This is a genomic window from Granulicella aggregans, from assembly GCF_025685565.1.
In the GTDB taxonomy this organism is placed as follows: Bacteria; Acidobacteriota; Terriglobia; order Terriglobales; family Acidobacteriaceae; genus Edaphobacter; species Edaphobacter aggregans_B.
The window spans coordinates 998,454-1,011,497 of sequence record NZ_JAGSYE010000002.1 but is presented as its reverse complement, the minus strand read 5'-3'; the positions used below and the strand labels follow the sequence as shown (position 1 = coordinate 1,011,497).

General features: G+C 61.6%; 11 protein-coding genes. 8 read left to right on the top strand and 3 right to left on the bottom strand.

Going from position 1 to position 13,044, the window contains the following annotated elements; genetic code table 11:
* Positions 1-52 precede the first annotated feature (52 nt).
* Positions 53-2,893, top strand: a complete 2,841-nt coding sequence (locus OHL18_RS13810) for a valine--tRNA ligase (protein WP_263375428.1) — start codon at positions 53-55, stop codon at positions 2,891-2,893.
* 6 nt (positions 2,894-2,899) lie between these two features.
* Here OHL18_RS13810 and mmuM read toward each other — a convergent pair whose 3' ends face one another.
* Both mmuM and OHL18_RS13800 read right to left on the bottom strand, forming a co-directional pair.
* Positions 2,900-3,802: a homocysteine S-methyltransferase gene (gene mmuM / locus OHL18_RS13805; RefSeq protein WP_263375427.1), complete on the bottom strand. Its 903-nt coding sequence runs from the start codon at positions 3,800-3,802 to the stop codon at positions 2,900-2,902.
* A gap of 41 nt (positions 3,803-3,843) precedes the next feature.
* Complete coding sequence (locus OHL18_RS13800; RefSeq protein WP_263375426.1) at positions 3,844-4,245, bottom strand: hypothetical protein; 402 nt, start codon at positions 4,243-4,245, stop codon at positions 3,844-3,846.
* Positions 4,246-4,319: 74 nt separating this feature from the next.
* On the opposite strand from OHL18_RS13800, the gene nadC reads away from it, so the two are divergent.
* The 7 genes from nadC to OHL18_RS13765 all read left to right on the top strand — a co-directional run bounded on the left by nadC (position 4,320) and on the right by OHL18_RS13765 (position 12,123).
* Complete coding sequence (gene nadC, locus OHL18_RS13795) at positions 4,320-5,216, top strand: carboxylating nicotinate-nucleotide diphosphorylase (RefSeq protein ID WP_263375425.1); 897 nt, start codon at positions 4,320-4,322, stop codon at positions 5,214-5,216.
* Positions 5,217-5,311: 95 nt separating this feature from the next.
* Entirely contained in the window at positions 5,312-6,118 is an 807-nt protein-coding gene (locus tag OHL18_RS13790) for a biotin--[acetyl-CoA-carboxylase] ligase (protein WP_263375424.1), read from the top strand.
* Positions 6,119-6,123: 5 nt separating this feature from the next.
* A complete protein-coding gene (locus tag OHL18_RS13785; RefSeq protein ID WP_263375423.1) occupies positions 6,124-6,912 on the top strand; it encodes a type III pantothenate kinase in 789 nt (262 codons plus the stop codon).
* A gap of 37 nt (positions 6,913-6,949) precedes the next feature.
* On the top strand, positions 6,950-7,660 hold the full coding sequence (locus OHL18_RS13780) for a hypothetical protein (RefSeq protein ID WP_263375422.1): 711 nt from the start codon (positions 6,950-6,952) through the stop codon (positions 7,658-7,660).
* On the top strand, positions 7,660-8,943 hold the full coding sequence (locus OHL18_RS13775) for a class I SAM-dependent RNA methyltransferase (RefSeq protein ID WP_263375421.1): 1,284 nt from the start codon (positions 7,660-7,662) through the stop codon (positions 8,941-8,943). Before OHL18_RS13780 ends, OHL18_RS13775 begins: the two co-directional genes overlap by 1 nt.
* Positions 8,944-9,123: 180 nt before the next feature.
* A complete protein-coding gene (locus OHL18_RS13770) occupies positions 9,124-11,733 on the top strand; it encodes a ComEC/Rec2 family competence protein (protein ID WP_263375420.1) in 2,610 nt (869 codons plus the stop codon).
* Between the two features lie 87 nt (positions 11,734-11,820).
* Positions 11,821-12,123, top strand: a complete 303-nt coding sequence (locus tag OHL18_RS13765) for a hypothetical protein (RefSeq protein WP_263375419.1) — start codon at positions 11,821-11,823, stop codon at positions 12,121-12,123.
* A 15-nt stretch (positions 12,124-12,138) separates the two neighbouring features.
* Here the strand turns inward: OHL18_RS13765 and OHL18_RS13760 are convergent, their stop codons facing one another.
* Positions 12,139-13,032: a LysR substrate-binding domain-containing protein gene (locus tag OHL18_RS13760; protein WP_263375418.1), complete on the bottom strand. Its 894-nt coding sequence runs from the start codon at positions 13,030-13,032 to the stop codon at positions 12,139-12,141.
* Positions 13,033-13,044: the final 12 nt, after the last annotated feature.

Genomic DNA, 13,044 nt, shown 5'->3' with positions numbered 1-13,044 from the left:
GATAAAGGACGATCTCCGCGCTGCCTGGGTTGACCTGCTACCCTTAAATCTCATGAGTACCGATAAGACCGACACACCGCAGAGTGAAGTAAAAGAAGCGTTACCGAAAGCCTACGACCCCTCCGTCATCGAACAGCGCTGGGCCGACTACTGGGTGAACGAGCGCCTGTTCGACGTAGCCACGCCTGAAGCAGGTACGGAAGAACAGGGAAGGAAGTTCACACAGCTTCTGCCGCCGCCCAACGTCACCGGTCGTCTGCACATCGGCCACATGCTGAACCAGACGGAGATGGACATCCTGACCCGCTGGCACCGCATGCTGGGCGATACCGCGCTGTGGGTGCCAGGCACCGACCACGCTGGCATCGCCACGCAAATGATGGTGGAGCGTCAGTTGAAGGCCGAAGGCACAACGCGGCAGGCGCTGGGCCGCGAGGGCTTTGAGGCCCGCGTCTGGCAATGGAAGCAACTTTACGGCGGCGCGATTCTCGACCAGATGAAGCGCCTCGGCTCAACCGTCGACTGGAGCCGCGAGTACTTCACCATGGACGACCGGCTCTCGGTCGCGGTGAAGGAGGCCTTCGTCCGACTCTATGAGCAGGGCCTGATCTATCGCGGAGCCTACATCGTGAACTGGTGCCCGGGATGCCAGACGGCGATTTCCGACCTCGAAGTGGTTCACGAAGAGCAGTTGGGTAGGCTGTACGAGATTCGCTATCCGCTGGCCGATGGCAGCGGATCTATTGTCATTGCGACGACCCGTCCCGAGACGATGCTGGGTGACGTTGCCGTCGCCGTCAACCCGACCGACGAGCGTTACACCGCGTTGATTGGCAAGATGCTGAAGCTTCCGCTGGTGGGCCGCGAGATTCCTGTGCTCGCCGACGACTGGGCGAAGCCGGAGTTCGGCACCGGTGCCGTGAAGGTGACCCCTGCGCACGATCCCAACGACTTCGCCATCGGTCAGAGGCATTCACTGCCGAACATCAACATAATGGACACGACCGCGCACATCGACCTGCCCGGATCGCCGTACCACGGCCTCGACCGCTACGAGGCACGAAAGAAGATCGTCGCTGATCTCGAAGAGTTCGGCCTGCTCGTCGGCGTGAAGGACCACAACAACTCCATTGGTCTCTGCGACCGCACCAAGGACGTGATCGAGCCGCGCCTTTCGCTGCAATGGTTTGTCGCGGTGAACAAGACTCCCGCTGCAGGCGGCGAGAGCATTGCCGCCAAGGCCATCGCCGCGGTCGAGCAGGGACACATTAAGTTCACCCCCGACCAGTACCGCAAGACCTACGACGAGTGGATGAAGAACATCTACGACTGGTGCATCTCGCGCCAGCTCTGGTGGGGACATCGCATCCCGGCGTGGCACTGCGCCATCTGCGCGAAGATCACGGTAGCCCGCGACACGCCGACCATGTGCGAACACTGCGGCTCGAGCGAGATCACACAGGAGACCGACGTTCTCGACACCTGGTTCTCGTCGGGCCTGCTGCCGTTCACCGTCTTCGGCTGGCCGAACGCCCATGCGGCGACGGGTGCACCCACCCTAACCCCTGACCTCGCCGCGTTCTACCCCACGCAACTCCTCGTCACCGGCTTCGACATCCTCTTCTTCTGGGTGGCGCGCATGATCATGCTCGGCAGTCACTTCATGCTCGATGTGCCCATGCCCGATGGATCGCAACGCACACTTGCCGATGCGGTCCCGTTCCGCGAGGTCTACATCCACGCTTTGGTACGCGACGCCGACCGCCAGAAGATGTCGAAGACCAAGGGCAACGTGGTCGACCCCATCGAGGTCATCACGAAGTTCGGCACGGACGCGGTGCGTTTCACGCTCGCAAGCATGGCCTCGCCCGGCACGGACATCGCCTTCTCCGAGGCTCGCACCGAAGGCAACCGCGCCTTCGCCAACAAGATCTGGAACGCCGCCCGCTTCCTCTTCATGAACATCGAGCGGGCGAAGGAAGCTGGCCTGGCCACAAATCCGGGTGCCCCGCATCTCGACTCTGAGATGTGGGCTGGATCGACAAAGCTCCCTCTCGAAACCCGCTGGATTCTCTCGCGCCTGGGCACCACCGCCGCCGAAGTCAACAAGTCGCTAGCCGACTACCGCTTCGACGAGGCCGCCAGCGCGGTCTACCAGTTCTTCTGGGGCGAACTTTGCGACTGGTATCTCGAGATCATCAAGCTCCGCCTGAACTTCGAAGCAGGCGCGGACAATACCGAGGCGCTCACGTCGCTGCAAGCCTTCACCTCTGTCTTCGAGTCCGCGCTGCGCCTGCTTTCACCGTTCATGCCGTTCATCACGGAAGAGATCTGGCATGCCCTGTACAACGATGCACCGCCAGCGAAATCCATCGCATTGACGCGGTTCCCCCAGGCAGAGAGCTATCCGGAAGATGCTGCCGCAGTCCGCTCCATGGAGATCGTTCAGGAGCTGATCGTCGCTGTGCGTGGTCTGCGCAAGGAGATGGGAGTTCCCGAAAAGGAAGCGACCACAATCCGCGTCCACGCGACCGCCGAAGTGGGCGCTCTCGCGCAATCGAACGCCGACATGCTGGCCAAGTTGGCTCGTGTCAGTGGCGTCGAACTGGCCGAAGCCGCGCTTACCGGCGACGGCACTCGCTCAACGGGCAACTTCGATGTGGCCGTCGTCTACGAGCGACAGATCGACGTACCCGCAGAACGCGAACGCCTCACCAAAGATCTAGCCAAGTACGAGAAGGGAATCGCCGCTGCCGACCGTCAGTTGACCAACGATGCCTTCATGGCCAAGGCACCCGCTCATATCGTGGAAGGCCTGCGGAAGCAGTCTGCCGAGACGCGGATGCTGTACGACAAGACAAAGGCCGCGCTCGAAGCTCTGCCACCCGCGTAGGCAATCTCAACCCGCATCCATGACGCGCCGGATCTCCGCAATATGCGCGGGTCCGGTGCCACAGCAGCCTCCCACCCAGCCAGCCCCGTGGTCGAGCCACGAGCCGATCATCTCGCTGAAGCTGAGATCGCCGTCGCCGAGCCAGCATCGTTCCTCCGCGTCCCAGACCTGGCCCGAGTTGGGATAGACCACCAGCGGCTTCGCGGTCTGGCTGCGAAGTTCATCGAGCAGGGAGATCACCAGCGATGGCGAGGTGCAGTTCAGACCCATGGCTGCTATCTGCGGATGCGTATCCAGGAGCGCAGCGCATTCGGCGATCGGTTCGCCGTGGGCAACCTCGCTGCCATTGCGGCAGGTAAAGGCGATCCAGCCAGGCAGCGACGGATTGCCTTCCAACGCAACAAGAATCGCCCGCGCCTCCTCAAGCGACGGGATGGTCTCAAAGGCGAGGATGTCCGCTCCGCCGTCTCCCATGGCCGCGAGCACTTCGATCCGCGAACGATGGAAGTCGACCAACTCCTGAAACGTGCAGGCATAGTTGCCGTGGTACTCCGAACCGTTGTGCAGGCTTGCGCCGTAGGCTCCAAGCGATGCTGCGACCACCGCATGGCGGCCAGTCGTCTGCGCAGAGATAGCGCAAGCCTCCCGAGCCAGCAGCACCGACTGCCTCAGTGCAGCGACCGGCTCCGTGGCCGAGAACCCAGCCTCCTGCATCCCTGCGAACGAGAGCTGATAGCTTGCGGTGGAGATGCAATCCGCCCCTGCCGCGAGATAGTCCAGGTGGACGGCGCGCACCAGATCCGGAGCATCGATCAACGCTCGCGCTGACCAGAGCGTTCCGCTGACGTCGTATCCCTTGCGCTCGAGCTCGGTGGCAGAGCCTCCGTCGAGCACCATCCTTGCTGGCATTTGTTTCATAGGCCTGCCACAAGCCTATACGGTTCCGGCAATCACTTCACCAGCAGGGAACTCTGCTGCACTTCGGCCTGTTCCACGGCAATGGAAACATTCTCGTGCTTGATATCAAGCCGAAGCCGGTTGAAGAAGCTCATATACACATTCGCAAGCCAGACGAGCGCGAACTCCGCGAGCACGTAGCCGCGCCAGCCGTCATAGAGCAGAGTGAACCGCGTGATGAGCAGCACCAGGGCTGTGACGTAGTGGCTGAAGCAGTACTCGCAGGTAAAGAGATAGAAGAATTTTCTCTCGACCAGCTTCCGGCAGGCTTGGCTGCGGTTCTTACAAAATTCGCGCGGCTCACGGAAGACCTCCTCGTGGGTTACCGTCCAGGACACACAGGCAATGGGCAGGGCAAGAAGGATCAGGTACGCGAACTGGTGGGAGAGAGTCATGCTTTGTCCTTATGGAAGCGGTTCACATACACTGAGATGCGCCCAACCCCGTCGACGGGTTTAGGATTGAGGGTATGGACTGGAAGAGCAAGCGAGTCCGCGCCATCATCGATAGCGCGCTCGCGGAAGACAAGGCAGCAAACGACGTAACCACCGCGCTGACGGTTCCACCCCGGCTCCGGGCGACCGGTACCATCATCGCAAAACAGGCTTGCATCGTTTCCGGACTGGGCTGCATCCCGATCTTCTTCGAGGCGTTCGCGAAGATGTCCGCCACCCCCCCCGGACGGTTCGAGATCATCTCGCATCCAGAGATCTTCGATGGCGTACGCGTGAAGAAAGGGCAGCAGTTGGCTGTGATTCGCCACAATGCTGCGGCGATCCTGTCCTGCGAGCGCGTCATCCTGAACCTGATGCAGCGGATGAGCGGTATTGCCACCATCACGGATGAGTACGTGAAGGCGATCGCCAAGACGAAAGCGAAGACGCGGATCCTCGACACCCGCAAGACCATTCCCGGCCTGCGCGTTCTCGACAAGTACGCGGTCGTCTGCGGCGGCGGCGTGAATCACCGCCTCAATCTGCAGGACGGCATTCTGATCAAGAACAATCACATCTCCCTGGGCGGCGGGCTACCCGCAGCGCTGGCTGCAGCGCTGAAGGGCCGCAAGACCGGGCAGATGGTGCAGGTGGAGGTGCGATCGCAGCAGGAACTTGATGAGGCGATTGCAGGCGGCGCAGAGTCGATCCTGCTCGACAACATGACGCCCGCCGCGGTGAAGAAGGCAGTCAAGCAGATTCGTGCGTCGCTGCCAGCGATCCCGATTGAGGCCTCCGGCAACATGAACCTGAAGACGGTACCCGCGTATGCGGCGGCAGGGGTTGACTTCATCTCCGTGGGCGCGCTGACGCACTCCGCAGTAGCCGTCGACCTGAGCATGCGGATCACCGTCGATCAATCCACCTTCTAACTCAACCACGCCTCTCAGGGTGCCCCATCCATGCGGTCTTATCGCATGGGTGGGAAAACGAAACCCTGCTCTAACTGTGTAATCACAAACCACCCATGAATTCCTTCGATCTCAATCATGTAACCCAAGCGGTTGCAAATACGCGATTCAGCAACAAACTCACACACTTCGCCACCATCGACTCGACCAACATTCGCGCGGTCGAAGCGGCGAATGCAGGCGCTGAGGACGGCGCCGTCTATGTCGCCGACGAGCAGACGGCGGGACGAGGGCGAGGTGGGCATTCCTGGCACTCCGCTGCCGGAAACGGGCTGTACTTAAGCGCCATCGTGAGACCAGAGATGGGGCTTAAGGAGGCGCTATGGCTGTCGCTGGCGACGGGCCTTGCAGCGCAACGGGCCATCCACGAAACGACCAGCGTTCACGCGGACATCCGCTGGCCCAACGATCTATTGATTGGGCAGAAGAAGTGCGGCGGCATCCTGGTGGAGACGGGCACGCATCCGGGAACCCCAGCGCGGCTGCGCTATGCGGTCATCGGCATCGGCATCAACGTGAACCACGATGCGTTTCCGCCCGAGCTTGCGCCGCTGGCGACTTCGCTGCGAATCGAGAGTGGCGCGCCGGCTTCACGCGAGATGTTGCTGGTGAATCTGCTGCTGGCGCTCGATGCTGAGATCACACTGCTTGAAGCGGAGCTGCACGACGCTCCACGCGGAACGCCGCTGCTGGATCGGTTCGCGGGGGCGTCCTCGTGGGTGCAGGGAATGCGGGTTCGGGTAGATGAGGACGGCGGCTATACTGGCGAGACCGTCGGGCTCGACCGCAAGGGATTTTTGCTGGTCGAGGGCGACGATGGAAAGCGCCACACCGTCCTTTCGGGCGGCGTGCGACCGGAGTAAGAGCTATGCTGCTCGCAATCGACGCTGGCAATTCGAACACGGTGATCGGCCTCTACGACCTCACGGCCGAACCAGCGAAGCTGGTCGCTGACTGGCGCATCACCACGCCGGTGAACCAGACTGCCTCCGAATGCGGCGTAATCCTCGCAAACTTGTTTGCGCTGGCCAAGCTCGAGATGTCGGTCGTCGATGGCATCGTGGTCTCGAGCGTGGTGCCTCCGCTCGACCCCATCCTGAAGGAGGTTTGCACAGTCTACTTCCACGTGAAGGCGATCTTCATCGAACCGGGCATCAAGACCGGCCTGCCCATCCTGACAGACAATCCGTCAGAGGTTGGCGCGGACAGGATCGTGAACTGCGTGGCCGCCTTCGACAAATTCGGCGGCCCGACGATCGTAGTGGATATGGGTACCGCGACCACCTTCGATGTCATCTCGAAGAAGGGCGAGTTTCTCGGCGGCGCCATCGCGCCGGGGCTTCGCATTTCGGCCGATGCTCTCTTTGCAAGGGCCGCGCGGCTGCCGAGGGTGGACATCAAACGTCCGGCCAAGGTGATCGGGACGAACACGGTCGACAACATGCAGATCGGCCTCTACTACGGCTACATCGGCCTGGTCGACGGCATCCTCGAGCGGATGATCGCCGAGCTTGGCGCAGAGACCAAGGTCGTCGCGACGGGCGGTCTGGCGAAGCTCATCGCGAGCGGCTCGAAGCACATTACTACGGTGGACGACATGCTCACGCTGACCGGGCTACGGATTGTGTATCAGCGGAACCTGAAGGCGAAGCGCTAACTTCGGCCATGCCCGGTAGACTGTAGCTTGGGCCTTCATGCAGAACTACTTTAACTACTTCACCGAGATCGAGGAGCGTTTCCAGCAAAGGCGCGGCTCCTTACTGATGCTATCGACGCTGGATTGGGCGCTGATTGAGACGTGGCGCGAAGCAGGCGTTCCGCTGGAAGCGGTGCTGCGCGGCATCGATAACGCCTTCGACAAGCACGATGCGAAGACAGCACGTGCTGGAGCACGGACACGCAAGGTGAACGGCCTGGCATGGTGCGCGCAGGCAGTGATGGAGGCCGTCGAGCAGGCGAAGGAGGCGGCGATCGGGTCTTCCGTCGCAGCCAGGAACGACGAGCAGGAGAGCGGCTTCGAGGGAGAACGTGTGGCGCGATATCTGAACTCAAATGCCGTGAAGATTGAGGCTGTAACGCTGCCCGCGCCTGCCGATACGACCGCGCGCGATGTGGCGTCGCGGCTACGCGAGTTGAGTGCTGCGCCCGGCGAACCGCAATCGCTTGAAGAGCTTGACCGCACCCTGAGCGTCCTTGAAGAGAAACTCTTCGCAGCCTTGATGACGGCTGCCTCCGAAGAGCAACTCGTCGCCCTGCGCGAACAGGCCGCCCGCGAGCTTGCTCCCTACAAGGGCAAGATGCAGGCTGTGCAGATCAAGCAGGTGCAGCAGCAGTTCCTGCAGAAGCGGCTGTTGGAGCACTACAAACTGCCGCGACTGAGCCTCTTCTACATGAGCCACGAATAATGAAAACCCTGCGCATCGAGAAGATGATCTACGGTGGCAACGGCGTCGCGGAGAGCGGAGAGACGCTGCCCTTCGTGTTGCCCGAAGAGTTAGGGCAGCCTGAAGCAGGCGCGTTCCCGAACGTGATCGAGGCATCGCCAGATCGTGTCGCTCCAGAGTGCGTTCACTTTGGTGCCTGCGGTGGCTGTCACTATCAGCACGCAAATTATCCCGCCCAATTAGAGATTAAGCGGGCGATCCTTCTGGAGACCTTCGCTGCAGCTGGAATCACGGAGTTGCCGAAGATCGAAGTGCATTCCGGCGATCCTTGGCACTATCGAAATCGCATACGGCTTCGCGTAGGAGAGGTAGATGGCGAGTTGCGCGTAGGCTATAACCGCGCCGGATCGTCGGGCGGAGAGGCGATGCTCCCGGTGACGATGTGCTCGATTGCATCGCCGATTTTGTGGCGGGCCGCCGAAGCTGTGGTCGCACTCGCAAAGACAGACGCCGCGGTCCGGGGATGGCTTGCTGCGGCGGTGGAACTCGAGTTTTTCACCAACGACGACGAAAGCGCGCTCCAGCTTGTCTTGTTTACGCGAAGACCGCCTGCGGCTGGATTTGGAGCTTTCTGCAAGGCGCTGCAAAAGTCTATTCCGCAACTTGAAGGGGCGGGCGTAGCGCTGCTACCCAAGAATCCTTCACCGCAAGGCCGTAGAGCGGAACATGCAAAATCGGGGCCACAGTGGGGCACGCCGGGCATCCTCTATAGGGTTGGTAACGACCGTCACTGGGTAAGTCGTGGCGCTTTCTTCCAGGTGAATCGTCACGTGGTTGCGCAGCTATTGCGCCTCGCTGTCGGCGAACGCAAAGGCGCGCTTGCTTGGGACCTATACGCGGGCGTGGGCCTCTTCTCTCGGGCTTTGGCATCAACGTTTGAAACTGTAGTCGCGGTCGAGGCAGGCCAACCCGCGGCGACTGATCTAGCGGCGGCTCTGAAGGGCAAGAAGCATCGCGCCGTAGCGATGACGACCCTCGAATTCCTCCAGGCCGCTGTGATCCAACGCGAACGCCCAGACCTAATCGTGATGGACCCCCCTCGCGCCGGCGTCGGTGCCGAGGTCTGCGCTCTGTTGGCACGGGTGCGCTGCCCGGAGATCGTCTACGTGTCATGCGATCCGGTCACCCTCGCGCGCGACCTGAAGCAACTCACCGGCGACGGCTACAAACTCGTCGAGCTCAATCTGGTCGATATGTTTCCCCAGACCTTCCACATGGAGACCGTCTCCGTCCTCCGCCGCTAGCGCACGGCAAAAGCTGTTACATTGATCGCCAGCACGAGTACCAACTGGGCCATCGGGCAAAATCTTCAGCTTTCCTACGGAGCTTTTCTGAAGAGTTTTCTGAAGGGCAGCACTGATCCTTCGCACTGGCCGGGCGCTGGCCCTGTCGTTGAGCCTCTCCGCTTTCGCAGAGCGCCGCTGATGGCAGCCGCTTTGGCATTTGGCGGGGGCGATGGGATGGCTCATCACGCAGGAGCGTGGCGGCCTGTCGTGATGTTGTTGGCGTGGACGCTGATCCTGACGGCGCTCGCGCTATATGCGGCTCGAACGGAGACAAGGATCGCGGTGCTTCCCGCCTTGTCGCTCTGGCTGACCGTCGGCTTCTGGTCTGCGGAGATACAGCCCGCGCCCTCGCCCCAGGCAGAGCTTGTGCACTATGCCGATGGTCTGCAGCGCATGGTTCGAGGGCATATCGTCCGTGTCCGCGAACTTCCCGTGCAGGTTGCCGATGACGAAAAGGAGCCTGGCAGTCACCTCGCGATCGATCTTGCAGTCGATGAAGTGGAAGAGATCACCCCAGACCTCTCGCGAATGGTGCCCGTGAACGGCGGTATCCGTATCAATCTTGCCGGTGATTCCACCCCGATAACTCTTCGCTGCGGCGATGCCGTTGAGGCGACTCTTCGTCTTCGCACGCCAGAGCGCTACCGAGATCCGGGCGCGTGGCAGTATGTCGATTACCTCGCTGCGCAGGGCATTGGCGCGACATCGACGCTGCCTGCCGCGCGCCTTCTGACGACCACTCACGATCACCACGCAGGCACGATCCGCTGCAGACTCTACGCCGCACAGCGATGGGCATCTGTCAGGCTCATGGCCTACGTCGACTCCCACGCCAACGCGCACTTGCCCAAAACGCTTCGCCTGAGCGCCGACGACGCCGGCATGCTCAATGCAATGCTCTTCGGAGACCGCGACCGGCTTAGCCACACGCTGCGTCTCGGCTTCGAGCGCACCGGCTCGTTCCATCTCTTCGTCGTCTCAGGGATGCATGTGGCCTTGTTGGCCGGAGCCTTGTTCTATCTCTGCCGAAGGCTCCGCGTTCCGCAGGTAGCGGCCACTTCCAGCACCATCGTGATCACGGCGCTGTACGCCTTACTGACGGGCTTCGGAGCTCCGGTACAGCGAGCACTGCTGATGTCTTCCATCTTCCTCATCGCGCGTCTGCTGAACCGCGACCGCAACGTGATGAACTCGCTCGGAGCAGCGGCTTTGGCAGTGTTGGTCTTGTCACCATCGGCTCTCTTCGAAGCAAGCTTCCAGATGACGTTTCTTGTCATCGTCGCGATTGGCGGTATAGCGATCCCATTGGGCGAGTGGAGCTTCCTCCCCTATGCGCGGGCCGCGCGGAATCTCGATCATCTATGGCTCGACCTCGGCATGCATCCGCGATTAGCCGAGTTCCGCATCCGCCTGCGCATCTGGGGAGAGCACCTTGAGCCTCTGCTGGGTGGTGTGGGCCTGTGCGCGTCGGCCGCGCTGGTCCGGTGCTCGCTATGGCTGCTCGAACTGCTCTTGATCGGCGTGGTCGCGGAGATGGTGATGGTCCTGCCCATGGCCACCTACTTCCATCGCGCTACCATCTTCGCGCTCCCCGCAAATGTCCTCAGCATTCCGCTCGTAGCCGTACTTGCGCCGATGGGCGTTATGACGTTCCTTGCTTCGCTTATAAACCCTTGGCTAGCCGCGATTCCCGCCTCGATGACCGCCTTGCTGCTGCATTCCATCACTGGAGTGATCGGCCACATCAGTCGGCTGCACGCCTCGGATTGGCGTATCCCTGGCCCTTCGCCGTGGGTCTTCGCTCTTGCTGTACCGTGCTGGCTCACGCTCTGCTGGCTGGTACGACGATCGCAGACGTTGGCGACACTGACTGGCGCCCTGCTGCCCTTGATTGCGGTTGTGGTGCTATGGCCCGAGCCTGTCATCTTCACGCCGCATGACCTCGAGGTCACAGCGATCGATGTGGGACAGGGCGACTCGCTGCTGCTCGTCAGCCCCGAAGGCCGAACGATGTTGGTCGATGCGGGAGGCCCCGTCGGGCGCGGAGAGAACGCTGCGCTCAACACCAAGTTCGATGTGGGAGAGGACGTCGTCTCGTCTTACCTGTGGTCACGGAGGATGCGCCGTCTCGATGTAGTCGCTCTGACGCATGCGCACAGCGACCACATGGGCGGTATGGCCGCCGTGCTGCGTAACTTCCGTCCGCATGAGCTTTGGGTTGGCGTCGATCCCGATTCAGGAGCGTACGCTTCGCTGCTGAACGAAGCTCGTGACCTGGGCATCGCGATCGTCCATCTGCACGCAGGAGATACAAGGATGTTTGGAGGCATAGGGTTCAGCGTGCTGGCGCCTGCGCCCGCCTATCGCAATCCAGGCGCACCGGTGAACGATGACTCGCTGGTCCTGCGTGCGGACTACGGTCAGGCCTCGGTTCTGCTGGAGGGCGACGCCGAAGCTCCGAGCGAGCGCGCGATGTTGGTGGCTGGCGAGGTGCATCCCGTGACCCTTCTCAAGGTGGGGCACCATGGCAGCAGGACCTCCACCACACCGGAGTTCTTTGCCGCCGCCCATCCGCAGATTGCGGTGATCTCCGTGGGGAAGGGCAACACGTTTGGCCATCCCCGGCCGGAAGTAATCGAAAGATTGGCGCAGGCGCACACTCGCGTCTATCGCACAGATAGGTTCGGCCTTACGCAATTTCTCTTGACGAGCGACGGCGGAATTCGCGAGATTGAGTCAGGGCCGTAAGGGCTGCAGGGCAGCATGAATCGAATTGCGAACAGCTCCATCTAACCGCAGGCATCACAAAATGACGACCGGGGGATAGACATAGACATGGCATACGAGACGAGAAGCCCTGAAGCAGCGATTGTGGCGAGCGCAGCCTTGCCTACCCCGGAGCAGATAGCGGAGCAGCAGGAAGAGCAGAAGCTCATCCGCCGTATGCAGATGATGATGAGCATGGTGATGCAGGTCATTGCGCAGGACGCATCACTCACCATCGATGATGCCTCGCAGATGATCGCCGACACCAAAAAGGCAGCCCTCGCCATGTTCCCGGGCAAGGAGCTCGCCTATGAGCTGATCTGGAAGCCACGGTTTCAGCGGCTGATGCGAGAGCGCTTCCGGATTATGTAACCTCAGCGGTTGTAATCAACCGGTCTGGCCAGCCGCAATTTGGGCGAAGGCTTCAACGATTGGTCGTGACTCTCCGACGAGCCACGTTAGTTCTATCTGGCTCGTCTCCTTCACGCCCCGCAACGGCAGGCAGACGACCTCCGGCGATGCGATCTGGCGGACGCACGCGGGAGCGACCGAGACGCCGAAGCCTGCGCCAATCAGGCGCAGGATCGTAAGCCAGTGCGAGGCCTCCTGCGCGATGCGCGGCTGAAATCCATAGCTCTCGAAGATCTTCAGCGGCTTGTCGAAGGCGCGCGCTCCGGCGCTGCGTGGATAGTGGACGAAGGGCTCATCGCGCAGCATCGCTGGCGAGATGCTCTTCTGCGCGGCGCAGCGGTGGTTGCGAGGAAGCACAGCGACATAGGGCTCGGTGAGGATCGTCTTGATCTGCAGACCTTCCGTTGGGTCGCTGTCGCGAAGTATCCCTACATCGAGCGAACCGTTTTCAAGGCCTTCCACGACGCGGGAGGTGAACGATTCGTGCAGTCGCAGGTGGACCTTCGGGTAGGCCTCGCGATAGGTCTTGAAGATGGAGGGCAGCATGACCAGCATGCCTGATCCGACGAAGCCCACGTTGAGCGCACCGACCTCTCCGCGGCCGATGCTGCGGGTGTCCTCGATGTCGCGCTCGAGATTGCGGAGCGTCCGCCGGGCCCGCAATAGAAAGGCGTCACCTGCCGTCGTCAGCGCGACGGAACGCGATGTGCGCTTGAAGAGGGGATATCCCAGGCTCTCTTCGAGGTTTCGGATCTGTTGCGAGAGCGGCGGCTGCGAAAGATGGAGCCGCTCGGCTGCGCGCCCGAAGTGAAGCTCTTCGGCGACGGCTACGAAGTAGCGGAGGTGGCGAAGCTCGATGTTCTGATCCATATCTGAAAGATC